23 protein-coding genes are annotated in these 26,140 nt (G+C 67.2%); 12 read left to right on the forward strand and 11 right to left on the reverse strand.

Annotated features, from left to right (window positions below; all coding sequences use genetic code 11):
- Positions 1-67: 67 nt before the first annotated feature.
- Positions 68-2,395: a sensor histidine kinase gene (locus ACZLZQ_RS07955; RefSeq protein WP_472948889.1), complete on the reverse strand. Its 2,328-nt coding sequence runs from the start codon at positions 2,393-2,395 to the stop codon at positions 68-70.
- 172 nt (positions 2,396-2,567) lie between these two features.
- Positions 2,568-5,213: an aminopeptidase N gene (pepN, locus tag ACZLZQ_RS07960; protein WP_472949220.1), complete on the reverse strand. Its 2,646-nt coding sequence runs from the start codon at positions 5,211-5,213 to the stop codon at positions 2,568-2,570.
- Positions 5,214-5,538: 325 nt separating this feature from the next.
- Between pepN and ACZLZQ_RS07965 the strand changes: the two genes are divergently transcribed.
- Both ACZLZQ_RS07965 and ACZLZQ_RS07970 read left to right on the forward strand, forming a co-directional pair.
- Positions 5,539-6,489, forward strand: a complete 951-nt coding sequence (locus ACZLZQ_RS07965; RefSeq protein WP_472948890.1) for a DMT family transporter — start codon at positions 5,539-5,541, stop codon at positions 6,487-6,489.
- A 55-nt stretch (positions 6,490-6,544) separates the two neighbouring features.
- Positions 6,545-6,757, forward strand: coding sequence for a DUF4287 domain-containing protein (locus tag ACZLZQ_RS07970; protein ID WP_472948891.1), 213 nt, complete (start codon positions 6,545-6,547; stop codon positions 6,755-6,757).
- Positions 6,758-6,802: 45 nt separating this feature from the next.
- Here the strand turns inward: ACZLZQ_RS07970 and ACZLZQ_RS07975 are convergent, their stop codons facing one another.
- Both ACZLZQ_RS07975 and ACZLZQ_RS07980 read right to left on the reverse strand, forming a co-directional pair.
- Complete coding sequence (locus tag ACZLZQ_RS07975; protein ID WP_472948892.1) at positions 6,803-8,050, reverse strand: MFS transporter; 1,248 nt, start codon at positions 8,048-8,050, stop codon at positions 6,803-6,805.
- 151 nt (positions 8,051-8,201) lie between these two features.
- Entirely contained in the window at positions 8,202-9,239 is a 1,038-nt protein-coding gene (locus tag ACZLZQ_RS07980) for a helix-turn-helix domain-containing protein (protein ID WP_472948893.1), read from the reverse strand.
- 149 nt (positions 9,240-9,388) lie between these two features.
- Here ACZLZQ_RS07980 and ACZLZQ_RS07985 point away from each other — a divergent pair, with 149 nt between their 5' ends.
- Positions 9,389-10,435: an alpha/beta hydrolase family protein gene (locus tag ACZLZQ_RS07985; RefSeq protein ID WP_472948894.1), complete on the forward strand. Its 1,047-nt coding sequence runs from the start codon at positions 9,389-9,391 to the stop codon at positions 10,433-10,435.
- A 50-nt stretch (positions 10,436-10,485) separates the two neighbouring features.
- Here ACZLZQ_RS07985 and ACZLZQ_RS07990 read toward each other — a convergent pair whose 3' ends face one another.
- A complete protein-coding gene (locus tag ACZLZQ_RS07990) occupies positions 10,486-11,376 on the reverse strand; it encodes an SDR family oxidoreductase (protein ID WP_472948895.1) in 891 nt (296 codons plus the stop codon).
- 100 nt (positions 11,377-11,476) lie between these two features.
- Between ACZLZQ_RS07990 and ACZLZQ_RS07995 the strand changes: the two genes are divergently transcribed.
- Entirely contained in the window at positions 11,477-12,319 is an 843-nt protein-coding gene (locus ACZLZQ_RS07995; RefSeq protein WP_472948896.1) for a helix-turn-helix transcriptional regulator, read from the forward strand.
- A gap of 65 nt (positions 12,320-12,384) precedes the next feature.
- Here the strand turns inward: ACZLZQ_RS07995 and ACZLZQ_RS08000 are convergent, their stop codons facing one another.
- Positions 12,385-13,266, reverse strand: coding sequence for a uracil-DNA glycosylase (locus tag ACZLZQ_RS08000; RefSeq protein ID WP_472948897.1), 882 nt, complete (start codon positions 13,264-13,266; stop codon positions 12,385-12,387).
- A gap of 389 nt (positions 13,267-13,655) precedes the next feature.
- Between ACZLZQ_RS08000 and ACZLZQ_RS08005 the strand changes: the two genes are divergently transcribed.
- From ACZLZQ_RS08005 to ACZLZQ_RS08020, 4 genes are all read left to right on the forward strand, one after another.
- Entirely contained in the window at positions 13,656-15,308 is a 1,653-nt protein-coding gene (locus ACZLZQ_RS08005) for an electron transfer flavoprotein-ubiquinone oxidoreductase (RefSeq protein WP_472948898.1), read from the forward strand.
- Between the two features lie 63 nt (positions 15,309-15,371).
- Positions 15,372-15,785: a hypothetical protein gene (locus tag ACZLZQ_RS08010; protein WP_472948899.1), complete on the forward strand. Its 414-nt coding sequence runs from the start codon at positions 15,372-15,374 to the stop codon at positions 15,783-15,785.
- A complete protein-coding gene (locus ACZLZQ_RS08015) occupies positions 15,764-16,156 on the forward strand; it encodes a hypothetical protein (RefSeq protein ID WP_472948900.1) in 393 nt (130 codons plus the stop codon). Before ACZLZQ_RS08010 ends, ACZLZQ_RS08015 begins: the two co-directional genes overlap by 22 nt.
- A 75-nt stretch (positions 16,157-16,231) precedes the next feature.
- Positions 16,232-16,636 (forward strand): lysozyme inhibitor LprI family protein, encoded by a 405-nt coding sequence (locus ACZLZQ_RS08020; RefSeq protein WP_472948901.1) that lies wholly within the window; start codon positions 16,232-16,234, stop codon positions 16,634-16,636.
- A gap of 30 nt (positions 16,637-16,666) precedes the next feature.
- On the opposite strand, the gene ACZLZQ_RS08025 is transcribed toward ACZLZQ_RS08020, so the two are convergent.
- Together ACZLZQ_RS08025 and ACZLZQ_RS08030 are read right to left on the reverse strand one after the other, a co-directional pair.
- A complete protein-coding gene (locus tag ACZLZQ_RS08025; protein WP_472948902.1) occupies positions 16,667-17,662 on the reverse strand; it encodes an endonuclease/exonuclease/phosphatase family protein in 996 nt (331 codons plus the stop codon).
- A gap of 8 nt (positions 17,663-17,670) precedes the next feature.
- Positions 17,671-19,113: an AMP nucleosidase gene (locus ACZLZQ_RS08030; RefSeq protein ID WP_472949221.1), complete on the reverse strand. Its 1,443-nt coding sequence runs from the start codon at positions 19,111-19,113 to the stop codon at positions 17,671-17,673.
- A 319-nt stretch (positions 19,114-19,432) separates the two neighbouring features.
- On the opposite strand from ACZLZQ_RS08030, the gene ACZLZQ_RS08035 reads away from it, so the two are divergent.
- The 3 genes from ACZLZQ_RS08035 to ACZLZQ_RS08045 all read left to right on the forward strand — a co-directional run bounded on the left by ACZLZQ_RS08035 (position 19,433) and on the right by ACZLZQ_RS08045 (position 22,049).
- Positions 19,433-20,134 carry a glutathione S-transferase family protein gene (locus ACZLZQ_RS08035; protein ID WP_472948903.1) on the forward strand — a complete coding sequence of 234 codons (702 nt, stop codon included), beginning with the start codon at positions 19,433-19,435 and terminating at the stop codon, positions 20,132-20,134.
- Positions 20,135-20,331: 197 nt separating this feature from the next.
- The gene (locus tag ACZLZQ_RS08040; protein WP_472949222.1) at positions 20,332-20,841 is read left to right on the forward strand and encodes a putative pterin-binding protein; all 510 of its coding nucleotides are present in this window, start codon (positions 20,332-20,334) and stop codon (positions 20,839-20,841) included.
- 11 nt (positions 20,842-20,852) lie between these two features.
- Positions 20,853-22,049 carry a diguanylate cyclase domain-containing protein gene (locus ACZLZQ_RS08045; RefSeq protein WP_472948904.1) on the forward strand — a complete coding sequence of 399 codons (1,197 nt, stop codon included), beginning with the start codon at positions 20,853-20,855 and terminating at the stop codon, positions 22,047-22,049.
- Positions 22,050-22,088: 39 nt separating this feature from the next.
- Here the strand turns inward: ACZLZQ_RS08045 and ACZLZQ_RS08050 are convergent, their stop codons facing one another.
- Positions 22,089-23,651, reverse strand: coding sequence for an adenylate/guanylate cyclase domain-containing protein (locus tag ACZLZQ_RS08050; protein WP_472948905.1), 1,563 nt, complete (start codon positions 23,649-23,651; stop codon positions 22,089-22,091).
- Positions 23,652-23,854: 203 nt separating this feature from the next.
- Complete coding sequence (locus tag ACZLZQ_RS08055; RefSeq protein ID WP_472931468.1) at positions 23,855-24,193, reverse strand: DUF2147 domain-containing protein; 339 nt, start codon at positions 24,191-24,193, stop codon at positions 23,855-23,857.
- Between the two features lie 405 nt (positions 24,194-24,598).
- Here ACZLZQ_RS08055 and ACZLZQ_RS08060 point away from each other — a divergent pair, with 405 nt between their 5' ends.
- A complete protein-coding gene (locus ACZLZQ_RS08060; RefSeq protein ID WP_472931469.1) occupies positions 24,599-24,874 on the forward strand; it encodes a sel1 repeat family protein in 276 nt (91 codons plus the stop codon).
- Between the two features lie 42 nt (positions 24,875-24,916).
- On the opposite strand, the gene ACZLZQ_RS08065 is transcribed toward ACZLZQ_RS08060, so the two are convergent.
- Positions 24,917-26,041, reverse strand: coding sequence for a pyridoxal phosphate-dependent aminotransferase (locus ACZLZQ_RS08065; RefSeq protein ID WP_472948906.1), 1,125 nt, complete (start codon positions 26,039-26,041; stop codon positions 24,917-24,919).
- Between the last annotated feature and the right edge of the window lie 99 nt (positions 26,042-26,140).

Below are 26,140 nucleotides of genomic sequence, written 5' to 3' on the forward strand. Positions count from 1 at the left end.
GCGATCCGGGGCCTTTTCTGCGGGCGGTCATTATTGGGGCGGTGGGGGGGGGCAGGTTTTTCCGGCGTCAGGCAGCTTCGGCGCGATAGCTGTCGACCGGGGCGACGAAGCGGGCATCCAGCGGCAGCCGGACCGACACCACGGTGCCGATGCCGACCTGCGAGGCGATGCGCATGGTGCCGCCGTGCAGCTCGACCAGCGAGCGAGCAATGGCGAGGCCAAGGCCGGTGCCCTTGTTGGTGCGCGTCAGCTCGTTTTCCACCTGCTCGAACGGGCGGCCGAGGCTGCCGAGGGCGGTGCGCGGGATGCCGATGCCGGAATCGCGGATGGTGATGACCGCCGTCTCGCCGATCTGGCGGGCCCTGAGATCGACGGTGCCGCCGGGATCGGTGAACTTCACCGCGTTGGCGAGGAGGTTGAGGAGGATCTGCTTGGTGGCGCGGCGGTCGGCGGCCAGATTCAGCTGGCGCGGCACGACGGTGCGCAAGGCCAGCCGCTTCTGCTCGGCCTGGATCTCGACGAAGCGCGTTGCCTCGACGATGATCTCGCTGAGGTCGATCGGCTCGGGCGAGAGCATCAGGCGTCCCGCCTCGATCTTCGACATGTCGAGGATGTCGTTGATCAGCTTCAGGAGGTAGTGGCCGCTGTCGTGGATGTCGGCGGCATATTCGGTGTATTTGGCCGAGCCGATCGGGCCGAAGGAGCCGTCGCGCATGATCTCGGAGAAGCCGATAATGGCGTTGAGCGGCGTGCGCAGCTCGTGGCTCATATTGGCGAGGAAGGTGGTCTTGGCGCGGTTGGCGCCTTCCGCGCGTTCCTTCTCGACGATGTAGGACTCGTTGACGTCGGACAGCTGGCGGGCCTTCGCCTCGGCATCGCGGCGGGCGGCGGAGAGATCGTTGATGGTCGCCATCAGGCGGCGCTCGGAATCGCTGAGGCGTTCCTGGTGGACCTTCAGCTGGGTGACGTCGGTGCCGATGGAGACGAAGCCACCATCGCTGGTGCGCCGCTCGGAGACCTGCAGCCAGCGCCCGTCGGCGAGCATCGCTTCTGCCGCACGCTCTCCGGCGACGAAGCTCGGGCTGGTCAGCTGGCGTGTCTCGATCGGCTTGCGCGCCCGGGCCATCACGGTCTCGTAGCTGGTGCCGGCGGTTACTTCGGCATCGGCCAAGCCGTAGACCTCCTGGTATTTCTTGTTGCACAAGACCAGGCGGCCACGGCTGTCCCAGAGGACGAAGCTCTCGGAAATGTTCTCGACCGCGTTCTGCAGGCGGGTGTTCGCCTCGTCGGTGCGCTTGGCCAGCGCATGCTGCTCGGAGACGTCGACGGCGACGCCGATGACGTGGATCTCGTTCTCGGCGTTGCGGGTGACCTCGGCACGGGCGCGCAGCCAGATGTACTGGCCGTCGCTGCGGCGCATGCGGAAGGAACGGTCGAGGTTCACGACCTTGCCGGAGGCCACGGCGCGGGCGACCTGGAACAGGCTGCCATCGTCGGGGTGGAGAAGCTGGGCAACCTCGGAGAAGGACAGGACGCCGTTCTTGGCGGGCATGCCGAGGATCTCGTACATCGAGCGCGACCAGTACATGCGGCCGCGGGCAAGATCCCAGTCCCAGAGGCCGCAGCGGCCGCGCGACAGAGCGGTGTCGACCCGCTGGTGCGCCATCATGTAGAGCGCGTCGGCCTCGCGCGCCCGGACGGTCTGGCGGAAGTAGGCGTAGAGCACGACCAGCATTACGAGGCTGGTGAGGGCGAAGAGGGTGACGTTGATCGAGACCGAGCGGCGCCAGTCGGCGTAGAGGTCGCTCTCCTTCTGGATGAAGGTGATCGAGCCGAGCGGGGCGGCGAGGGTGGCGCTGGAGACGAGGGCCGGCTCGCCCTCGAAGGTCGTCTCGATGACGCCGGCGCGTTCGCCGAACATCATCAGCGGCTGGATGCCGGACAGAAGCGTATCGAGGCTGGCGCCGAGGTGGCGCTCATAGCCCGGCAAGGCGCCGACGACGGTGCCGGCGGGATCGGCGATGATGGCGAAGCGGCCGTTCTCGATCAGCTCGCTCGGCAGAGCGCTAGTGAGGAGGGCGTCGGCTTCGTCGGCGAGCGTCGCGCCTTCCAGGGGGGCGGCGTTGACCAGCGCGGCGCGCTCGGCGCGCATCAGGCTGGCGCCGATCTTAAGGCTCTGGATCGCCTCGTCCTCGACCAGCCGCCGATCCTCGACCAGCGACAGGAAGCGGGCGATCGCGAGAACCGCGAGGAAGCAAACGATGAGGATGGGGATAGCGCGCCGCAGCGCCGGCTCCGCCGACATGAGGGTCCCGGTATGGCTGGGTCGAACGAGCTCCTTGGCCCGAAGGACGATGTCCGAAAAACGTTTCAGCAGACCCTCGAATCGGGACAAGCGTCCCCCTGCCGGTACGCTTGCTGCGTCCGCACCCATGCCGCCAAACCTTTGAAAGACCCCGTGGTGATCCGGCACGCCGCACATCCGAATCACCGCCACTTGATCAGACGCGAATCACCTTGTCCATACCTTGAGAAAAGGTGAATTTTTACCATTGACTTGGAGTCAATCAGCCCAAAGATCTATCCACAATATCGCGAAGATCCACCGAAAGGTTATTCTTTTCAGCCAGTTGAGCGAGGGCACTCCGGGCCTGCTCGCGGCGGCCCTGCTCGAAGCAACGCCATGACCGGAAGGCCGTGGCGAGGCGTGCCGAGATCTGCGGATTGAGTTCGTCGAGCGAGTGAATCATTTCGGCCACCCAGGCATATCCGGCCCCGTCGGCGCGGTTGAACCCGACCTGATTGCCGGCCGCGAAAGCACCGATCAGCGCCCGCGCCCGGTTGGGGTTGGCGAGCTGGAATTTCGGATGGGCGGCCAGCGCCTTCACTGTCTCGAGCGCCTCGGCGGTCGGTGCCGTCGCTTGCAGCGAGAACCATTTGTCGATGACCAGCGCATTGTTCTCGAAGCGGTCGTAGAAGTCGGCGAGCGCCTGGTGCGTCGCCGGGGCATCGGGGAAGCGGTGACAGAGGACGGTGAGGGCGACCAACCTGTCCGTCATGTTGCGCGCCTCTGCGTACTGTTCGGCAGCAAGGTCTGGCTGGCCGGCGGCGGCCGAGAGGAAGTCGAGCACGGCATTGCGCAGCGACCGGCGGCCGGCGCTCGCCGCGTCCGGCGCGAAGTCGGCGGCGTCGGTGAGCTCCGCCCGCAAGGCGGTGAAGGCAGTGCGGCCGCGCTCGCCGATGGCGCCAATGATCGCCATGCGCGCGGTGTGGATGACGTCGGGGTCGACGTTGTCGCCGATCAGCCGGGCGATGTCGGCCTCGCTCGGCAGCGCCAGCGTCTGCGCGCGCAAGGCTGGCTCGAGCGACGGGTCGGTGGCGGTGGCGACGAGCGCATCGACGATCGCCGGATCGATGGTCGGGGCGCGGCCGCCGCGGGCGTCGCGGGCCGCCGCCTCCAGCGCCTCGCCGGCGAGATCGGACAGCGCCCGCCAGCGGTTGAAGGGGTTGGGATCGAGCCGCGCCAGCGCCAGCCGGTCGGCGCCGCTCTGCTGAAAGCGCAAGGTCACCGGCGCTGAGAAGTCGCGCAGGATCGAGATGTAGGGCCGCTCGCCGAGCCCCTCGAACACCACGGTCTCCTCGGCTTCGCGCAGATGGATTACGTCGCCCTCGACCTCGGCGCCGTGCAGCGGCCGTGCCGCCATGTCCTGCCCGTTCGAGCCGACCAGTCCGAAGCGGACCGGCAGGTGCATCGGCTTCGTGCCGGTGCGGGCGGTGCCCTGGGCGAGGGACTGACCGAGCGTCAGGGTCAGCTGGCCGAGCGCTGCGTCATACTCCTCGCGCACCGACAAGGTCGGCGTGCCCGCCTGGTCGTACCAGAGCGCGAACTGGCTGAGGTCGGCGGAGGTCGCGTCCTCGAAGCAGCGGATGAAGTCCTCGATCGTCGCCGCATCGCCGTCGTGCCGCTCGAAATAGAGGTCCATGCCCTTTCGAAAGCCGTCGGCCCCGAGAATGGTCTCGATCATCCGCACGAGCTCTGCGCCCTTGTCGTAGATCGTCGCGGTATAGAAGTTGGAGATCTCGCGGTATTCCCGCGGCCGGACGGGGTGCTGCAGCGGCCCTTGGTCCTCCGGGAACTGGTGCGCCTTCAGGCCGCGCACCGAGGCGATGCGCTTGACCGCTGCCGAGCGCTCGTCGGCCGAGAACTCCTGGTCGCGGAAGACCGTAAGGCCTTCCTTCAAACAGAGCTGGAACCAGTCGCGGCAGGTGATGCGGTTGCCGGTCCAGTTGTGGAAGTATTCGTGCGCGATCACCGTCTCGACGCCGGCATAGTCGGCATCGGTGGCGCTCTCGGGGTCGAGCAGCACGTATTTATGGTTGAAGACGTTGAGCCCCTTGTTCTCCATGGCGCCCATGTTGAAGTCGGAGATCGCCACGATCGAGAACACGTCGAGATCGTATTCCCGGCCGAAACGCTGCTCGTCCCAGACCATCGAGCGCTTCAGCGCGTCCATGGCGTAGAGCGATTCGTGCGCGCGGCCCTTCTCGGTGTAGATCGCCAGCGCGACGCGGCGCCCCGAGGCGGTGGTGAAATGGTCGTCGAGCCGGTCGAGGTCGCCGGCGACGAGAGCGAAGAGGTAGGCGGGCTTCGGGTGCGGGTCGTCCCAGACGGCGAAGTGGCGGCCGTCCGCAAGCAGCCCGTGCTCGCCCGGATTGCCGTTCGACAAGAGCACCGGGACGCTCGCTTTGTCCGCCTCCAGCCGCACCCGGTAGGTGGCGAGGACGTCAGGCCGGTCGAGGAAATAGGTGATGCGGCGAAAGCCTTCGGCCTCGCACTGGGTGCACCAGACGCCGTTCGAGCGGTAGAGGCCCATCAGCTTGGTGTTGGCGGCCGGGTCGAGCCGGGTGCCGATGGCGAGCGAGAAGCGGCCGGCGGCCGGCAAGCCGGAGACCGACAGTTCGCGCGGGCTGGCGGCATAGGCCGACGGCGCAACCGCGACGCCGTCCAGCGTCAGCGAGGCCAGCGCCAGCTCGTCGCCGGCGAGCACCAGCGGTGCCGCTTCCGGCGTGCCGGCGCGCCGCTCCAGCACCAGCGTGGTCAGGACGTCGGTGTGCCCCTCGAACAAGTCCACGCGCATGTCGACCGTGTGCACGACGAAATCGGTCGGGCGATAGTCCTCGAGGCGAATGGCGAGGCCCTGTTCGGTGCGCAGCATGGAGAATCCTTTGGAGCGGCCAGCGTTTGGTCAGCCGGGATAGACTGCCCCGCGGGGTTTGCAAATGGCGCGCGGCGCCTGAGTAACTGTAAGCCTGCAATCTTCGGCTGTAACCGTCTTCCGCAGCTTCGGCCCGGCGGCCTTGATGACGAAGCGGCAAGGCGGGAGACAAATGGTGACGCCTGCGGCCGGCGACGACGGTTGCCACGGCCGGCGGCCTCGGCGACAAGGGACGCGGGCGCCAGCGCAGCCGGACTGGCCGGCATCACGCCGCGCCCGGCGAGAAGGCGGCGCGGACGTGCTGCCGAGAGGCATGAGCGGCATGAGCAGAGCAGTGGCGAGCGGGCTCCAATCGGACCCGGCGCGGGGCATCGGACTGAAGATCATCTCGGTGGTGGTCTTCGTCGGGATGCAGACCTTCATCAAGCTGTCGGGCTACGACATTCCCCCCGGCCAGATCGTCTTCTTCCGCTCGTTCTTCGCGCTCATCCCCGTCGTCGCCTATCTCGCCTGGCTCGGCGATCTCGGCACGGCGCTGAAGACCGACGACCTGCCGGGCCATGTCTGGCGCGGGGTGATCGGCGTCACCTCGATGTCGCTCGGCTTCTTCGCGCTGACGCGGCTGCCCTATCCCGAGTGGATTTCGATCTCCTACGCCTCGCCGCTGCTCACCGTCGTCTTCGCCGCGGTATTCCTGAAAGAGGTCGTGCGGCTCTACCGCTGGTCGGCGGTGCTGGTCGGCCTCATCGGGGTGCTGGTGGTGGCGCTGCCGAACCTCACCTTCTTCGAGGCCGGCTTCGACCGGGCGCAGGCGGTCGGCATCCTCGCTTCGCTGGGCTCTGCCGCCGTCGCCGCGGTGGCGATGATCCAGGTGCGGCGGCTGGTGCGGCACGAGAAGACGGCGACGATCGTCATCTATTTCTCGCTGACCTGCTCGGCGATCTCGCTGGTCAGCTTGCCCTTCGGGTGGGTCTGGCCGACGCCGGGCCAGGCCTGCGTCCTGGTGCTCGCCGGCCTCTGCGGCGGCGTCGGGCAGCTGCTCCTGACCGCCTGCTACCGCTACGCCGACGCCTCGACCATCGCGCCGTTCGAATACACCTCGCTGATCCTCGCGGTCGGGCTCGGCTACTTCCTGTTCGCCGAGGATGTCACCTGGACGACGCTCCTCGGCTCGCTGATCGTCGTCGGCGCCGGCATCTTCATCATCTACCGCGAGCACCGCCTCGGCATCGAGCGCAACAAGGCGCGCAAGGTCTCGCCGCCGGCGGGGTGAGCGTGACGGCGGTGCGCGGCTTGACGGAACCGCGTCCCAGCGGTTTCATCGGGCCATGACAGACCAGCCCGTCAAAGGTCCCGCCTCCTACTTCCCTTCGATCGAGAAGAAGTACGGCCGGCCTATCGCCGACTGGATCGGTCTCGTTCGCCAGCATTACCCGGCAAGGCACATGGAGCTCGTGGCCATGCTGAAGCGCGAGCACGGCATGGGGCACGGCCATGCGAATGCCGTGGTGGCGCATACCTGCGCCATGGACAAAGCCTGACGCACTATCTCCTGCAGAGACTGCCGGCCCGACCGCGCCTGCCGCTCAGGCGTTCTGCGGCGCGTTCTCGGCGCGCGGATCGAGCGCGAAGGAGGCGGGGGTCTGGGTCCGCGCCAGCGGCGTCGTCTGGAAGTCCGACCGCTCGGAGGCGGGCGGCGCGCTGCGGCGGAAGGTGCGGTAGTAGGCGTAGCCGGCGAAGATCGCATGCGCCGCCCCAGTGGCGGCGAAGATGCCGGAAGGGCCGAAAGTCTCCATCAGCCAGGCGGCGAGGAGCGGCCCGCCCATGGTGCCGAAGCCGTAGAGGATGAGAAGGCCGCCGGAGACCTTCACGAAGTCCTCCGGCCTTGCATAGTCGTTGGCGTGCGCGACCGTCAGCGAATAGGCGGGGTAGATGACGCCGCCGAGGATGAAGGCGGTGGCGAACAGCCAGTAGGCATTGCCGCTTTGCGACACGAGCGCGACGAGTGCGATGGCGACGCCGATGAGGCCGGCGACGGTCATCACGTAGCGACGGTCCATGCGGTCGGACATCCGCCCGAGCGGGTATTGGAAGACGATGCCGCCGGCCATGGTGGCGGCGAGGAGCGTCGCGATCTCGGTGTTGGAGAAGCCGAGGCGCTGGCCGAACACCGGCGACATGTTGTTCCAGGCGCCCGACAGGACACCGGCAAGGAACACCCCGACCGCTGCCGCCGGCGAGTTGCGGTAGATCAGCTTGAGGTCGAGGCTGGTCGTCGTCAGCGGCTTGGGGGAGGGCGCCTTTGACAACGCGGTCGGGATCACCGCCAGCGCGAACAGGATGGCGCAGATCATGAACGGCGTCGTCAGCTCGGGGCGCGAGAGCGGCATGATGTACTGGCCGCCGGCCATCGCGAGCATCGAGATGATCATGTAGAGCGAGAACACCCGGCCACGGGTGTCGTTGGTGACGCGCTCGTTCAGCCAGCTCTCGATGATCATGTAGCTGCCAGCCAATGCGAAGCCGGCAAGGCCCCGGATCAGGATCCAGGCGATCGGGTGCACGATCATCGCCAGCATCAGGACGCCAATGGCCAGCAGCGCGCAGAGGCTGGAAAAGGTCCGGACATGCCCGGCCTGGCGCACGATGCGCGGCACGACGAGGCAGCCGATGGTGAAGGCGATGGCGTAGCCAGTGCCGAGCAAGCCGATCTCATAGGTCGACCAGCCTTCGATCGCGCCGCGAACGGGGAGGAGAATGCCCTGCAGTCCTGCGCCCGCCATCAGGAAGAAGGTCGAGATCAGCAGCGAGACGATCGGCAGAAGGGAGGTCATGGCAGGCTTTCGACGGGGGCCGATGCGGCCCGGCGACCATAAGAGGTTCGCCGCCCCATCGACAGGCAGGATTGCGACTCCGGGTCGACCGTGAACCGACATCGCGGCCGGAAAGCTTCTTCGCGGGCGCAGCAAACCGGGCGGTCGTTCCCTAGCGCATGGCCGGTGATTTGGACAGCACCGTGTCAGCGGGCTCGGCCAAACTCCGCCAGGCGCTCGGGCTGGTGCCGGCGACGCGGCGGAATTCGCGGTTGAAGTTGGACTTGGTGAGGAATCCGACGTCGAGCATGATCTCAGTGACCGAGCGGTCCGTGCCCACCAGCATCCGGCAGGCCTCGGCGATGCGGAATTCATTGACGTATTGCGAGACGTTTCGGCCCGTCGCCCGGTTGATCGCGCCGGAAATGCGGCGCGCGGGAATGCCGGCCCGGCGCGCCAGCCGATCGAGGCTGAGCTCGGGATCGCGAAACAGCCGGCGCTCGACCATCATCGCCTCGACCCTCGCAAGGACCGCGGCGTCTTCGCCCGCGTCGACGGAGGGCGTTTCAGGCGAGGTCGTGACGGTTTCTGCCTGGGGCTGGCTGCGGCCGCCCACCAGCCCCGCAAAGCCGATGGCGATCAAACCGCCGAGATTGGCGATGGCGACGATCAAAGCCGCATGCGCGCCGCTGGACCATTCGAGGTCGATTGCCACGAGGAGGTCGGTGACGGCCGACGCCACCAAGGCACCGGCGGCCAGCAGCATGGCCCGATGGGCCGGGGCGGCACCCTCGAGCCGCGCCTGGCCGAGCCCGTCGGGCCCGGCGCGGGCAAGCTGCAGCAAGCTGCCGGCGTAGAAAAGAAAGATCAGGACCAGGGCTGCGTCGATCGCCGCGCGCCAGAACAGCACGAGCAGCGCGACGAACAGGGGCGGCAGGGCGTGCAGCCAGAGTTGTGGACCCTCCTGCCGCGACAGGCCGCCGAAACTGGCATAGACCAAGGCCGGGCCCGCGGCAGCGGTGACCGGCAGTATTGGCCGCACCCAGTCGATGCCATAACTCCAGCGCAGGCCGAGCAGCACCGATTGCAGGATGCAGGCTGCAATCAGGGCCAGAAAGACCGGCCGGCTGCCGTTCTCCTGCCGCACGAGCTCGCCGAGCAGCAGCGCCAGCAGGATGGCAATGACGAAAGGCAGCGGTATCGAAGGCATGACCAGCGTCTGCGAGGAATAGGCGCTGCCACATTGGCCTGTTTCACGATCCAGGACGACCTCGAACCGGTTTCAGGTCGCGGGATTTCCTGTCGCTGGCCATCATTCCCGGTGGGATCGGGCTTGGCCGATCAGGGATCGATGGCACAATGAGGATCTTCGAAACGTCTCTCGCCTTTCTGGCAGGCTGCTTTCTGGCGATGACGGCGATGACCGCGACCTCGAATGCCGCTGGCTTTCAATGGGCGGAGGCGGCCGATCCGGGCGACAGCCCGTTGGCGCTCGGCATCTGGTATCCGAGCGCTGCACCAGTGCCCGCGGTGCCGAACACGCCGTTCCGCCAGGCGTTGGCGATCGACGCTCCGGTCGCCGGTGAGAACCTGCCGGTCGTGGTGATCTCGCATGGCTATGGCGGCTGGCTCGGTGGCCACGCCGATACGGCGAAGGTGCTCGCCGAAGCGGGCTACGTCGTCGTCGCGATGACCCATACCGGCAACAACTACGAGGACAACGCCGCACCGGCTTTGCGCTGGATGATCGATCGGCCGCGTCACGTCGCCCGCACCGTCGACTTCATGCTGCGGGACTGGAAGGGCCGGGGGCATCTCGATGCCCGGCGCATCGGTCTGTTTGGTTTCTCCGCCGGCGGTTACACTGCACTTGTCTCCGTCGGCGGCGTTCCCGACATTGCCGGCGTGCCGGACTACTGCAACGCGCACCCTGCTGACTATGTCTGCGCCAGCGGGATCCTTGGCGACATCGCGAAGATCGGCGCGCCGAAGATGTCGGCATCCGCCTTCGTGAACGAGCCGCGGATCAGGGCGGCGGTGATCGCGGCACCGGGCCTTGGCTTTGCCTTTTATGCGGATGGGCTGAAAGAGGTGCGGGTGCCGATCCAACTCTGGTCGGGCGAGAATGACGATCGCGTGTCGACGGCCGAAAACGCTGCCCACGTGCGCGACGCCTTGCCGGTGGAGCCGGAGTTCCACGCGGTGCGTGGCGCGGGACATTTTGCCTTCATGGCGCCGTGCAAGCCGGAACTTCAGGCGCTGGAGCCCGCGGTCTGGGCGGAAATCTGCACGGACGGGGACTGGTTCGACCGCGCCTTGTTCAAGCAGCATTTCAACACGGCGGTCGTCGCCTTCTTTGGCAGGGCAATGCCGGCCGCCCCTGCCGTCAGCAGCGCGAGCCGCTGACGGCAGACCGGATGACAGGCGGCGCCGTCCGCTCCTTCTCCGCACTTGGCTCAGGCCGCGTAGTCCATCGCCGCAAGGTCGGCGAGAAGCCCGGGACCCGCGGGCTGCCAGCAGAGCGTTGTCCGGGTCTGCGCACTCGAGGCGGCAAGGTCTGCACCGGCGAACCGCGCCAGCCAGCCGAAATGCGCGTCGGCTTCGTCAGCCGAAAGCGAGACGGTCGGCACGCCGAGACCCGCGCCGATGGCGCCGGCGATCTCGCGGAGCGAAATGCCCTCCTCGGCGACGGCATGATAGCGCGCGCCGGCCTCCCCGCGCTCGAACGCCAGCCGGTAGAGGCGGGCGACGTCGAGGACATGGCCGGCCGACATCCGGTTGGTGCCGTCGCCGAGATAGGCCGACACGCCCCTCTGGCGGGCCAGCGCGATGAAGGAGGTGACGAGGCCTTGCTTCACCGTATTGTGGACCTGCGGAAGCCGCACCAAGGAGACGTTGACGCCGGCCGCTAGCATAGAGGCGCCTGCGCGCTCCGAGGCGGTACGCGGGTTCGGGTGGTCCGGGTCAAACCGGTCCTCCGTCGCCAGCTGCCCCGGCGCGCCGTTGCCCATGCCGGTGCTCGACGTGATGACCAGCGGACGCTCGGATCCGTTGAGCGCCGCGCCGAGGGCCGAGATCGCCCGGCGATCCTTTTCGCAATTGGCGGCGAAGTTCGTGAAGTCGTGGTCGAAGGCGGTGTGGATGACGCCGTCCGCTTGTGCGGCGCCGCTGCGCAGGCTCTCGAGGTCCTCGATGTCGCCGCGGTGGACTGTTGCGCCAGCCGCCTCGAGCGACGCCGCGCCGGCATCCGACCGCGTGAGGCCGAGCACCGCGTGGCCGGCACCGAGGAGTTCGGGAATGATGGCGGAGCCGATGAAGCCGGTCGCGCCGGTGAGGAAGATTTGCATGGTCGGGGTCTCCGGATTTGCTGGGACCCTCGGAGTGGGCTAACTCTTTATCCTGTTAAAGTAGTGACCTTATCCTGGTATAATGACTGACGGGATCGCGATGGCTGCTCTGTCCGACAATTTCCTCGGCGCCTATCTCCGCGACCGACGGGCGCGTCTCGATCCCGCGTCTTTCGGTTTTGCCGGGCGACGGCGCACGCCCGGCCTGCGGCGCGAGGAGGTGGCTCAGCGCGCCAATATCAGCGCCACCTGGTACACCTGGCTGGAGCAAGGGCGCGGCGGCGCGCCCTCGGCCGACGTCCTCAACCGCATCGCCGGCGGGCTGATGCTGACCGAGACGGAGAGAGAACATCTCTTCATGCTGGCGCTCGGGCGCCCGCCGGAGCGCCGCTATCACCCGGCATCCTCGGTGACGCCAAGGCTGCAGCGGCTGCTGGATTCGCTCGAGGCCAGCCCGGCGCTGGTCAAGACCGCGACCTGGGAGGTCGTCGCCTGGAACCGCGCCGCCGCGGTGGTGCTGACGGATTACGGCGCGCTGCCGCCGGGCGAGCGCAACATCCTGCGCCGGGTCTTCTGCGACCCCAAGGTGCGGGCCGCGCAGCACGACTGGGATGCCCTCGCGCGGTTCGTGGTGGGTGCGTTCCGCGCTGATGCCGCGCGGGCTGGGGCGGTGTCGGAGGTGGCCGATCTCGTCGATGAGCTTTGCCGGGTCAGCCCCGAGTTCGCCGCACTGTGGCGCGAGCACGACGTCCACGCCGAGGGGGAGGGGCTGAAGCGGCTGAACCATCCCGTCCTCGGTGCGATCGAGCTTGAATTCTCCGCCTTCGCTGTCGACGGGCGACCGGACCTCGGGATGATCGTCTATAACCCGGTGTCGCCATCCGTCGCCGCCGAGATCCGCGCGCTGACTGGCCGGCCGCAAGGCGTCGGCACCGACGCCTGAACCGGGGTCCCGCCGCTTATCGGCCGATGCCGCGCGGTGCAGCTTCGCACCCGGCGGAACGATTCTCAGCCTGCCGGCGCCATCAACTCGTCGAGCCGCGCTTTCACGGCCTGAAGATCGCGCCAGGCGAGCTTTTTCTGGTTCGGGTGCTTCAGCAGGTAGGTCGGGCTCAGCATGGGCAGCGCGGGGATCGATTCGTTGCAGTCCACGCCGAAACTGTAAGTCTGCCACTGACCGCGCAGGCGCAGGAAGCTTTCGTCGAGGTTCAGGATCGCCTTGGCGGCGTAGGGGCCGAAGCAGACGACGAGTTTCGGCTGCACGAGTTCGATCTGGCGGGCGATGAAGGGCTGGCAGATCTGCGTCTCGATCGGGGTCGGCGGGCGGTTGCCGGCCGGCCGCCACGGCACGGCATTGGCCAGCCGGACATCCTCGCGCGTGAGGCCGATCGCCAGGAGCATCCGGGTCAGCAGCTGGCCGGACTTGCCGACGAAGGGCTCGCCGGCGACATCCTCGTCGCGGTCCGGCGCCTCGCCGATGAGCATGATGTCGGCATCCTCGCGGCCGCTGCCGAAGACCAGCGAGCGGGCGGTGAGGCGCAGGTTGCAGCCCTGGAAACCCGCCAGGGCCGCTTCCAGTTCGGCCAGCGTCGCGGCGGAGGTGGCGCGCGCATGCGCGTCGGCGATGGCGATCTCGTCGGGGACAGCGATGCCGGCGGCGGGAAAGCTCTCGATCGGTGTCGGTCGCGGCGGCGGCGCGACCCGTTCTGCCGGTGCCGACGCAGCGCTTTTCGCCATGGCGGGCGCCTCGGCCAAACCCTGGCGTCGGCCGGCGCGGGCGGCGAGTTCCGCCTCGGTCTCGGCGAAGCGGTCGCGGGGCGTATCCAGCATCACCGTGTCGATGCCGGCAGCCGCGTACCAGTCGAGAAGGGCGGCCGCGGCGGCACGCATCTGGGCAGGGGTTCCGCTCGGCATCATGCGATCGTCTTAGCGCAAGCAGGGCCGACGGCAAAGCGCGACCGGGTGCGACCGGCGGCAAATGCACAAGGGGGCGGCGGCGGCTCTCGGCGCGCACGGACGCAATGCTGGGTGAGCCGAGCGCCCCGGCCGGTTGGCGGCGCGACGTCGGGGGTGCGAAAACGCTGATGGGGCCTCGCTTTGGGCAATTTTCGAGCTATTCTAAATGCGGCATCGGATGGAGCAGGAAACGCCGCCTCTCCCGGGCGACCGATGCATAGTCCGCCCCGCGCGGCACCACTTGCACAGCCTCGACCGACGGCCCGGACCCTCGCCCCCACCGGCGGGACCGGACGATTTTGCCGAATGACGATGGAGACGACATGAGCGAGACCCCCGAGCGCGAAAGCATGGAATTCGACGTGGTGATCGTCGGCGCAGGGCCGGCAGGGCTCGCCGCGGCGATCCGGCTGAAACAGCTCGATCCCGAGCGGACGGTCGTCGTCCTCGAAAAGGCGGCCGAGGTCGGCGCCCACATCCTATCCGGCTGCGTGCTCGATCCCTCGACGCTCGACGTCCTCCTGCCGGAATGGCGCGAGGAGGAGACGCCGATCCGCCAGGCGGTGACCGAGGACCGCTTCTACTTCTACGGCGCGCAAGGCGGGATGCGGCTGCCCAATGCGCTGATGCCGAAGCTCATGGACAACCACGGCAACTTCGTCGTCTCGCTCGGCCTCGTCTGCAAGTGGCTGGCGGAGAAGGCCGAGGCGCTCGGCGTCGAGATCTATCCGGGCTTTGCCGCGACGGAGATCCTCTACGACGAGTCCAATGCGGTGATCGGCGTCGCGACCGGCGACATGGGCATCGAGAAGTCGGGCGAGCCCGGCCCGATGCACCAGCGCGGCATGGCGCTCCTCGGCAAATACGTCTTCATCGGCGAGGGCGTGCGCGGCTCGCTCGCCAAGGAGCTGATCCGCACCTATGGCCTCGCCGAGGGGCGCGAGCCGCAAAAATTCGGCCTTGGCATCAAGGAGCTGTGGGAGATCGACCCAGCGAAGGCCAGGCCGGGCCTCGTGCAGCACTCGTTCGGCTGGCCGCTCGACATGAAGACCGGCGGTGGCTCGTTCCTGTACCACCTCGAAAACAACCAAGTGTATGTCGGCTTCGTCGTCCACCTCAACTACAAGAACCCGTACCTGTCGCCCTTCGACGAGTTCCAGCGCTACAAGACGCATCCCGACGTCGCGGCGCTGCTTGAGGGCGGCAAGCGCATCGCCTATGGCGCCCGCGCGATCACCGAGGGCGGCTGGCAGTCGGTGCCGAAGCTGGTCTTCCCCGGCGGCGCGCTGATCGGCTGCTCGGCCGGCTTCGTCAACGTGCCGCGGATCAAGGGCGTCCACAACGCCATCGCCTCGGGCATGCAGGCGGCGGAAGCGGCGCAAGGCGCGATCGCCTCGGGCCGCGCGCACGACCGGCTGTCGGACTACGAGGCGGGCTGGCGGACATCCTCGATCGGCCGCGACCTGAAGCGCGTGCGCAACGTCAAGCCGCTCTGGTCGAAGTTCGGCACGGCGCTGGGCGTTGCCCTCGGCGGCATCGACATGTGGACGCACCAGCTTCTCGGCGTGTCGTTGTTCGGGACGATGAAGCACGGCAAGCCGGACTACGCCTCGACCGAGCCCGCGGCCGAGCACAGCCCGATCGACTATCCCCGCCCGGACGGCAAGCTGACCTTCGACAAGCTGTCCTCGGTGTTCCTGTCGAACACCAACCACGAGGAAGATCAGCCGGTGCATCTCCAGGTGAGGGACATGGCGCTGCAGAAAATCTCGGAGCACGACGTCTATGCCGGGCTCTCGCAGCGCTACTGCCCGGCCGGCGTCTACGAGTGGGTCGAGACGGCGGGCGAGCCGGCCTACGTCATCAACGCGCAGAACTGCGTGCACTGCAAGACCTGCGACATCAAGGATCCCAACCAGAACATCAACTGGGTGCCGCCGCAGGGCGGCGAAGGGCCGGTCTACCAGACGATGTGACGGCGTGGCCGGCTCCGCAATCGCGGCTTGCCGGCCCCGCCGACGCGGGTGAGGATGGCGTCCATGCGCCGTCCCGACCTGCAGATGCTGGCCAAGGCCAAGATCGACGATGCCCGGCTGCTGGTTTCGCACCACCGCGCGGGCAACGCCTACTATCTGGCGGGCTATGCGGTGGAACTCGGGCTGAAGGCATGCATCGCCCGGCAGGTTCTGGCGGAGGTGATTCCGGACCGGCGGTTTTTGAGCACGGTGTACGACCACGATCTCGAACGCCTCGTGGTCGCCGCCGATCTCGCCGACAGGTTTGCGGAACGACGGCGCAGCGATCCCCCGTTTGCCGCCAGTTGGGTCATCGTGCGAGGATGGAGCCCGACAAGCCGCTACCAGGATGCGACGATCGAGCAGGCGCGAGAGATGGTGCTGGCCGTTGGCGACCCGGAGAGGGGAGTGCTGAAATGGATACAGATCTTCTGGTGAGAAAGGGTCACCAGCTTCTCGATGTCCTCGACCGCGACGGCGTCAATCCGCGTGCGGCCCTCTGGGTCTATGACGACACCTACGATCGCTGGACGCTCTGGCTCGTGCCGTCCGAGGACGGGCCGATCGACCGTTTCGCTTTCTACGTGCGGATGTGGGAAGTGTTTCGTGCGCATCCCGAACTCGGCATGACGGAAGGCGATGTCCGCGCCGTCGAGGCCGACCATCCCGCCATCGTCGAATTCGGCCGACGGTACGATCTCCGGGGACATGCCAGTCGCGGCTTTGCTCACACGATGCTCGGCGATGTTTTCGCCGCCAAGGGAATTATCATCAGGATGGCGATGCAGGCGCATTCCGACGCAGCCTGACACCGCGCCTTTGTCGGTCCGCGAGCCTGAAATGTCCCCGCCCGTCGGGGTTTGCCGAAACCCGGAGATAATGACATGCGCCTGTTCCTGCCTCTTCTCTTCCTGCCTCTTCTCTTCCTGCCCCTTCTCGCTGCGCCGGCTCTGGCGGATGAGAAATACGACGCCTGCGTCGGCGACGCCGATGCGACGATGGCGGACATGGGCGAATGCGGCGGGGCCTGGGTGGACCGGGAGGACGCCCGTCTCAGCGTCGCCTGGAAGAAGCTGATGGCGGGGATCGCCGAGGACAGCAAGCCTGCGCTGCTGGACGAGCAGCGGGCCTGGCTCGCCTACCGCGACACGTCCTGCCTCGTCTATCTCGACGATGCCGAATATGGCCAGAACGGCCGATATCTTTCCTATCCCGGCTGCCGCGCCGCGATCATCGAGCAGCGGACCGAGGCGCTGAAGGCTGTTCTGGAGGCCATCGAGCCGCAATAGCGGGCCGGCCGGCTGGCCAGCGCAGGCCGATTACCGCGCGACGGTCTGCACTTTCGGCTCTTCCGGATTGGCGAAGGGCAAAGTGAAGGTCAGGAGCACCGGCAGGTGGTCCGATGTGGTCGCTTCCGGGCGTTCGATCTTGAGGATCTCGATCCCGGCTGAAGTCAGGATGTTGTCGATCGGCAGCCCAATGAAGCGGGCGAAGACCGGCGGCAGAAAGTTGATGAACCAGGTCGGTCCGATGCCCGCGACGATCCGGGTTCCGCTGTTGGCCGCCATCGTGCGCACCGCTGCGCTCCAGGGCGCGGCATTGAAGTCGCCGGCGATCACCAGGGGATCGCCGAGCTTTGCCAGCGTCGGGGCCAGCCGCGCCACCTGGATCCACTGCCGCCCGGGCGAGGGCCAGCGCAGGTGCTGGGATCCGACGATCACCTGCAACCCGTTGAAGTCGACGCGCTTGGCCGTGAAGCCGCTGGTGGGATCGCAGACCCCGACATCGCCCTCGGCGAACGGCCGGCGCGACAGGATCGCGACGTCGCTCGAGCCGTCGGAATGGTTGCAGTAGAACTGGTAGGGATAACGCCCGGCAATGGCGTCGAAGACAGGCCGCCAGCCGTCGAAGACCTCCTGCACGGTGATCACGTCGGGCGAGAGCTTGCCGATCAGCCGCAGCGCCGCAGGCTTGTCCGGGGCGTCGAAGCGCAGGTTCATCTGCAGGAGTGTGTAGCGCGGGGTGCCGGCGGCGGCGGCGATGGTCGGCGGCGGCAGCATGTAGGGCAGGACGGTGGCGAGCCCCAGCAAAGCGGCGACGGCCGAGGCCAGCGCTGCCGCGTACAGCCGCGACCACACCAGGACGATGGCGACGAGAAACAGCAGGATTGCGGCATGCGCCCGGAAGTGCGCTGCGGTGTCGAATAGATGCACGCGGTCGCCGAAGAAGCCGGCGAGCAAGCCGAAACCGAGGCCGATGGCCGCAAACAAGGCGACGCCGCCGGCGATCTGCCGGCGCTGTGACAGGGGGGACATGCGGGCGCCTACTGGAACGCGGTTTCGAAGAAGGAGCGCAGCTTGCGCGAATGCAGGCGTTCGGGCGGCATGTCCGCCAGCTTCTCCATGGTTCGGATGCCGATTCGCAGGTGCTGGGCGATCTGCCGCTTGTAGAAGTCGGTCGCCATGCCCGGCAGTTTCAACTCGCCGTGCAGCGGCTTGTCGGAGACGCAGAGCAGCGTGCCGTAGGGCACGCGGAAGCGAAAGCCGTTGGCGGCGATCGTCGCCGATTCCATGTCGAGCGCGATCGCCCTCGACCGGGACAGCCGCTCAACCGGCTCCTTCTGGTCGCGAAGCTCCCAGTTGCGGTTGTCGATGGTGGCGACCGTGCCGGTGCGCATGATCTTCTTCAACTCGTAGCCCTCAAGGCCGGTGATCTCCTCGACCGCCTCCTCCAGCGCGACCTGGACCTCGGCGAGCGGCGGGATCGGCACCCAGACCGGCAGGTCGGCGTCGAGCACGTGATCCTCGCGGACATAAGCATGCGCCAGAACGTAGTCGCCGAGCGCCTGGGAATTGCGCAAGCCGGCGCAGTGGCCGAGCATCAGCCAGGCATGCGGGCGCAGCACGGCGATGTGGTCGGTAATGGTCTTGGCGTTGGACGGGCCGACGCCGATGTTGACCATGGTGATCCCGGCACCGCCCTCGCGCATCAGGTGATAGGCCGGCATCTGCGGCAGTCGGAGCGGTGCCATGCCGGTTTCCGGCGCATCATAGCCGGGGAGGGTCCGGATGTTGCCGGGTTCGATGAAGCCGGTATAGCCGCCACCGCCACGGCCCATCAGCTCGCGCGCCAGCATGCAGAACTCGTCGATGTAGAACTGGTAGTTGGTGAACAGCACGTAGTTCTGAAAATGCTTCGGGCTGGTGGCGGTGTAGTGCGCCAGGCGGTGCAGCGAGTAGTCGACGCGCTGGGCGGTGAAGGGCGCGAGCGGCATCGGCTCGCCCGGGCTCGGCTCGAAATTGCCGTTGACGATGCGGTCGTCGGTCGAGGCGAGATCCGGCACGTCGAAGATGTCGCGCAGCGGCTTGTCGAGCTTCTCGGCCGAAGCGCCGTCGACATAGGAGCCTTCGGGAAAGGCGAAGTGCAGCGGCATCGGGGTGCCGGAGTCGCCCACCGAGACCGGGACCCCGTGATTGCGGATGAGGAGGCCGATCTGCTCGGTGAGATAGGTCTCGAAGAGGTCGGGCCGGGTGATGCTGGCGGCATAGCTGCCGGGACCGGGGACATGGCCGAAAGAGAGGCGGCTGTCGACGCGGGCGTGGCTGTCGGTGACCAGCGAGACCTGCGGGTAATAGGCCCGGAAACGTCGCGTGGTATCGCCGCTCGCCAGTACTTCTTCAAAGCTCTCGCAGAGAAACGAGACGGCGCGCTGGTAGAGCCGCTGCAGTTCGGCGACTGCGGCTGCCGGGTCCTCGAAGACCTGCATCGGCGCGGCCGGCGGCGTGACGAGGATCGGGGCGGGGCGGGCGGTGAAGAACTTGGTCATGCCCTATCTCTAATCGCCGGGGGAAGCTGGCGGAAGCCGAGACGTCAAATATGCGCCGGAACGATGGCGGAGGCCTGCTTTACTCGCCTCCGAACATGAAGCGTCGATGACGCCGCCCTGTATGCGGCGGGCGCAAACCGCGCGGACCAACCGAGAGCATCGACATGACGGTCGAACGGTCCGTTCAGGCTGCAGCGATTGCGCCGCACAACAGCCGCCCTAGCTTAGCCCCATCTGCCATCCGCAAGAGGAAGCTGACATGACCACCCAGACCCAGCCCATCGAGCTGCACTACTGGCCGACCCCGAACGGCTGGAAGGTCTCGATCATGCTCGAGGAACTTGGCGTCCCCTACGAGATGCACTACGTCAACATCGGCACGGGCGAGCAGTTCGAGCCGGACTTCCTGAAGATCGCCCCGAACAACCGCATGCCGGCGATCGTCGATCCGGAAGGCCCGGGCGGCGCGCCGATCTCCGTCTTCGAGTCCGGCGCCATCCTGCAGTATCTCGGCCGCAAGTTCGGCCAGTTCTATCCGACCGATGAGCGCGCACGTGTCGCGACGGACGAGTGGCTGTTCTGGCAGGTCGGCGGCCTCGGCCCGATGGCCGGCCAGGCGCATCACTTCCGACAGTACGCGCCCGAGAAGATCGCCTACGGCATCGACCGCTACACCAACGAGGTGCATCGGCTCTACGGCGTGATGAACAAGCGCCTCGGCGCGGTGGAATATCTCGCCGGCGACTATTCGATCGCCGACATGGCCTCGATCGGCTGGATCGTCCCGCACGAGAACCAGGGGCAGACCCTCGAAGAGTTCCCGAACCTCAAGCGCTGGTTCGAAGCCGTAAAGGCGCGTCCTGCCGTCGAGAAAGGCCTCGCCATCGGGGCTGAGCACCGGAAGAACATCGCCAATGATGCCGATGCGCAGAAGGTGCTGTTCGGACAACGCGCGAAATAGAACTTCTCGGCATCTTATGAAGCTTGATTAGGCAGGATAGCTTACGATCAGACTCCGGCTCCAGCTTGGTACGTTCGCTACACTGTTATTGGGTGCGACGCGGAATATTGCTTCGCGGCGCACCCTCGGCAAATACTTCTTAGAGCAAACTTAGGTATCTCGGCCCATTGTGAACCCAACGGAAAGCCGGGGTGATCATGGTCAGGTTTGCGAGAGGTCTTCTTCTCTGGGTCGCCGCCTTGGCGTTTTTGCCGGCGGCGTGGGCCGGCGAACTGTCGGTGCCGAAAGGCGAGGTCATCCTCACCGTCGGGGGAAAGATCGAGAATAACAACGGGGAGGGCCAGGCCCGTTTCGACCTGGCCTCGCTCGAAGCGCTGGATGCGACCGAGATCGTCACCACGACCCCGTGGACCGAGGGCGAGCAGACCTTTGTCGGCGTCGATCTGCAGAAGCTGATGAAGGCGGTCGGCGCCAAGGGAGATACGCTCCTCGTCACGGCGCTGAACGACTACCAGGTCAGCGTGCCGATCTCCGATTTCACCAACTACCGCCCGATCCTGGCCTACCGGCGCAACGGCGCCCCGATGCCGGTCAGCGACAAGGGCCCGCTGTTTATCGTCTACCCCTATGACAGCGCTTCGAACCTGCGGAGCGACGTCTTTTACACGCGCTCGGTCTGGCAGGTCGCCAGCTTCATCGTCGAGTAAACATCGGCGGCATGCGACAGCTCAAGACCCTTCTTCTGGTGCTGGTGGCGGTCACGATCGCCGCCTTCGCCTATGTGTCGCTGATCATTGAGCGCCAGCATCTGGCCATCGCGCAGATCTCCAACAACAACACCGTCTTCATCGGCAGCCAGTCGGTGGCCGAGCTGCTGCGGTTTCGCGGCCAGTTGCGGGACTATGCGTCGACCCCGACGGATGCCTCCGTCCAGCAAATCCGCCTGCGTTTTGACATCCTGCTGAACCGGCTGGCTACGATTTCCAACGGCGAATTCGGCGCCTTCATGCGGGCCTCGCCCCGGCGCGACCTGCTGCTCGGATCCTACGCCGAGGCGATCGCCGAGGTCGGCGGCGTGATGGCGGAAGGGTTGTCGCCCGCCTCGGCCACCCGGATGAGCGACATGCTGGCGTTTTACGAGCGCCCGCTAATGGGCCTTGCCTCCGAGGCCAACCAATACGGGGCGCAGAAGGCGGCCGATGGGCAGCGCGACCTGCTCCGCCTGCAGGAAGCGTCAGTCTACATCACCCTCGCCCTTGTCGCCCTCGGCGCGCTGCTCCTCTCGATGGTCCTGCGGGCGAATGGGCTCCTGGCCAAGGCGCACGACGCGCGCCAGCTCCTGATGGAAGAACTGCGGGCGACCTCCGACAGGCTGACGCTGCGCAACCAGCAACTCGACCGCATGGCGCATTTCGATCCGCTGACGGGGCTTGCCAACCGGGCGCTGTTTGCGACTGAACTGACCCGGCAGATCGAACAGGTGCGCGGCGAGGGGCAAAGCTTCGCGCTGCTGCTGCTCGACCTCGACGGTTTCAAGGACATCAACGATACGCTCGGCCACTACGCCGGGGACGAGCTGCTCCGCCAGGTCGCCGATCGCATCCGGGCGCTGGCCCCGGCCGATGCCTTCTGCGCCCGGCTGGGCGGCGACGAGTTTGCTGTCCTCTGCAGCGACGCGCAGGAAGTCGGGTCGAGCGCTGCGCTGCTGGCCAGCACGATCGTCCGCGAGATCGCGGTGCCTTTTCTGATCGAAGGCACGGCCGCTGAGATCGGCGTCAGCATCGGCTTTGTCGGCTGCGACCGGGACAGCCTGGAGGGGCCCGACGATCTCATTCGGCATGCCGACGACGCGCTCTACGACGCCAAGCGCCGGGGCAAAGGGCGTTTCGAGCGGGCAGAGCGCCGGGCGGCCTGAGGATCGGACCGACCGCGGGCAAGCCCGCCACTGCGTCCTTCAGGCCGGCGCAGCCTGCCGGCTTCTGAGCGCCCCGACCGCGCCGGCAAGGACAGTCTCGAGCCGCGTGATTTCGTTCTCGCTCAGGCGATCGATGTCGATGAAGATGCGGGCGCCGTCGCTAAACTCGTCGATGACGCCGTTGGCGCTGGTGCTGGCGGCGGCGTCGTGGATGTTGTCGACGGCATAGGGGATGACGGGCCGGCTGATGCCCTTCAGGCTGATCGCCGCCAGCGGATGGGCGCGCACCCCGTCCTCGACCAGCGCGAAGGTCTCATAGCTCATCACGATGCCGCCGGGCTCGGCGATCTGCTCGAGCCGCGCGGCAAGGTTCGCCTCGGCGCCGATGATCGTATAGTCCATCCGGTCGACGCTGCCGAAATTGCCGACATTGCAGTAGCCGGTGTTGATGCCCATCCGCGCCTGGAAAGGCTTCTCGATGCCGCGGCGGCGCCATTCGGTGTTGAGCTGCACCATGCGCCGCTGCATGGCGATCGCCATGGCGACGCAGGCCTTGGCGTCCTCGGCCGCGCCGCGCGTTTCCGGATCGCCGAAGAAGGCGAGGATCGCGTCGCCGATGAACTTGTCCAGCGTTGCCCCATGCTCCAGCGCGATCGCCGACATCTCGGTGAAATACTCGTTCAGCAACCGCGTCAGTTCCTCCGGCTGCAATCGCTCGGAGGTGACGGTGAAGTCCTTGATGTCGGAGAAGAAGATGGTGAGCTTCTTGCGCTCGGTCGAGATCACCACGTCGCGCTCGCCGCTGAAAATGCTCTTGTAGACCTGCGGCGACAGGTATTTCGAGATCTTCAGCGAGATCGAGGCGAGGAAGGAGTTGGTTTCCTCGAGATCGGCATTCATCCGGCGAAACGCGTGCGCCTGTCGCCATTGCTGGGCGGCGAAGACGACGCCGAACAGCGCGGCGCCCGTGAAGTAGGCGAAGAGGTGCTTGAACGAGAAGAGGTTCGCCGCGATCGGCTGTTCGATCGAGACCTCCTGGATGCCGCGGACGTCGCCGACCTTCCAGTCCTGCTTCGGGCTCTCGGGATGGACGTTGTGGCAGGCGACGCAGGCCTCGGCCATGACCACGGGCGCGGCGAGGCGGATGCGCCGGTCGAAGATGGAGCCGGTGACCTCGGTGATCACCGGCCGGCTCTCCTGCGGCTCGGCCCGGAACGCCGCCAGCGCGCCGCGCTCGAAACCGTCGAGGACATGCGGCTCGCGGCTGGCGAAGACGAGATCGGAGACGAAGCGGTAGCCGATGTTCTCGCCGCGCTTGCCGATGACGTCGCCAAGCTCGAGCGACAGCGTCGCGGGGATGGGAATGGCGCCGGGAATGTCGGCGTAGTTGTGGGCCGTGACCGTCTTGCCGTCGAAGGCCAGGATGCGGCCGACGACGTTCTTGCTGTAGTAGCCGCGAATGTCGGTGATGATGGCGTTGAGGCTGGTCGCCTGCGAGCGCAGCGCGACGTCGGAGAGATGGCTGAGGTCGAGCCAGACCGCCACTGGCAGCAGCGCGAGGGCAAGGACGACGACGAGTGCGAACCAGATCGGCCGGGCCAACGGCACCTCTCCCTCTCGACCAGCAAAATCCCGACCAGCAGACTCTCGAGCCGCAAGGCGCGGCCTAATCGGCACGGCGTCACGCCGCCCGCGAGACCCACAGCGGGACGCAGCGCCCTTCCGGCCGAGGCTAGCACGGGACATTGCTGCTGCCAGTGGTTCCGGCGGGAAAGATTGGTGGCTGCGCTGCTGTCTGCCGGGGGTCACAGCCGCGACCAGGTCTGGCTCTTGCAGAAGATCTTCAGCGCGCAGCCGGTGAGCTTCAGCGAGGCGCCGCTGACCTTGGCGCTGCCGGAATAGGTCTTGTCCGCTTGCGGGTCGAGGATCTCGCCTGCGTAGTCCGCCCCCGCGCCGCTCATCTTGCCGATCTGCTTGCCCTTGAACTTGCCGGTAGTGACCGTGATGCAGTAGTCGCCGCCGCAAGGCGCGATCTTCGCGGTCTCGCCGCTGGCGGTCTTCCAATTGCCGACGACCGGCTCCGCGGCCACAGCGCTCCAGCTGATCATCGCGAGCGATGCGGCAGCGATCATGATGCGGTTCATTCTTATCCTCCCCAGCCGGAATGCGGCGCCGTGCCGGCGCTTGCGCGGTTCCCGCAGCCAAGACGTAAACCAGGCCAGTGGCGGTGGCAAAGCGGTGGTTTGGCCGCCGCGCAACAAGCCTTTTCGGTTTGGATCGGAATGGCTGAAGATGAGGGTCTGTTTCGCGGGATGGTTACGCAAGCGTTCACCGTCCGCCTGCCCGTATTCCGCCGCATTTGCTGTCAGCGCTGCCGTATAGGGGCTGCGGAAGAATGGATGGCCAAAGGTTAGTGAAAGATGAGCGTGGTGTTTAGTTCAAATTAGCCACGCCTTTTAAGCGGGTGTTGAAGCGAAGGGTGCATTCTCCAAGGCAGCAGAGAGCGGCCGGGGCAACCGGCGAACCGCACCATCAGGAGACCTTCGGACATGGCACGCTTCGATTTCTCGGATCACTCGACCGGCACCATCGGCGCCACCGTTTTCACCCCGTCGCCGGATGTCCTGTTCCAGATGGGCCTGCTCTGCGCGCTCGGCCGCGACGGCGCGGTCGATCTCGTGGCCGCCCACATGTACTTCAACCTCGCCGCCCGCGACGGTGTCGAGGATGCCGCCTTCCACCGCCAGGAAGTCGCGGACCAGATGTCGAAGGCAGACATCGCCAAGGCGCTGCGCGCCGCCCGCGACTGGATCGCCCGGCACTGATCGCCTGGGGCTGGTCTTACCGGACCCACGACGACAGCCGCATCAGCCGTTGCGGCCGAGCCCGTTCAGGACCCTGTGCAGCGCCTGTTCGAACAGAGCGAGGTCCGGCTCGCGGCCGACGGTGACGCGGATCATCCGGTCGAGCGGCGCGACGCCGGGCATGCGGATGAAGACGCCCTCCGCCAGAATGCCGGCGAGCACCGCTTTCGCGTAGGCCGCATCCCGGCCGCAGTCGATGGCGACGAAATTCGTCGCCGAGGGGAGCGGCGAAAGCCCTGCCGCCGTTGCGATCGAGGCCAGCCGCGCCCGTCCTGCCGCGACTTTTCCGACGACGTCAAAGAGAAACGCCTGGTCGCCGAGCGCTGCGAGCGCGCCGGCCTGGGCGATCCGCGACACGCCGAAATGATTGCGCACCTTGTCGAACTGGCGGATCGAGCCGGCATCGCCGATGGCGTAGCCGACCCGGACGCCCGCCATTCCGTAGGCCTTCGAGAAGGTGCGGAAGCGCAGGAGGTTCGGCCGGAGAAGGTCGATCGGCGGCAGCGCGGACGCCGGCGCGAAATCGCAATAGGCCTCGTCGAGCACCAGGATCGTTTCCTCCGGCGTCTCGGCGATCAGCCGCCCGACCGCTTCGGCCGAATGCCAGGAGCCCGTCGGGTTGTCCGGATTGGCGAAGTAGAGGAGGCGCGGCCGGGTCTCGCGGGCGCGCTCGATCAGTGCGTCGATGTCCTCGGCGATCTCCGGACGGGCGTCGCGGTAAGGCACCATGTCGAGCACCGCGCCATGGCCGGCGACGTGGTAGTTGAAGGTCGGGTACGCCCCGCGCGAGGTCAGCACAGCATCGCCCGGCTCGGTGGCGAGCTGCACCAGGAGGCCCAGCAGGCCGTCAATGCCCTCGCCGACGGTGATGTTCTCCGGCTTCAGCCCGTGATGCGCGGCGAGCGCCGCCTTCAATTCGGCCTGCTCGGGATCGCCATAGGCCCAGCTCTCCGCGGCCGCCGCGCGCATCGCCTCGATGGCGGCGGGGGAGGGGCCGAACACGCTCTCGTTCGCCCCGAGCCGGGCCTTGAAGGCCGTGCCGGCTTGGCGCTCCAGCGCTTCCGGCCCGACGAAGGGAATGCTGGCCGGCAGCGAGCGGGCGAGGGGCGAAAACAGCGTGCGCGTCATGGCGGGGTCCCGGTTGGCCGCCCCTTCTGCCGAATTTTTCGCGGGAGTGCCAGTTGTGGCGGGAGACGCAACGCTGCTGCGGCGCCGCCGGGCCACGTC

The sequence above is a fragment of the Mesocryomonas lacus genome (assembly GCF_055730105.2).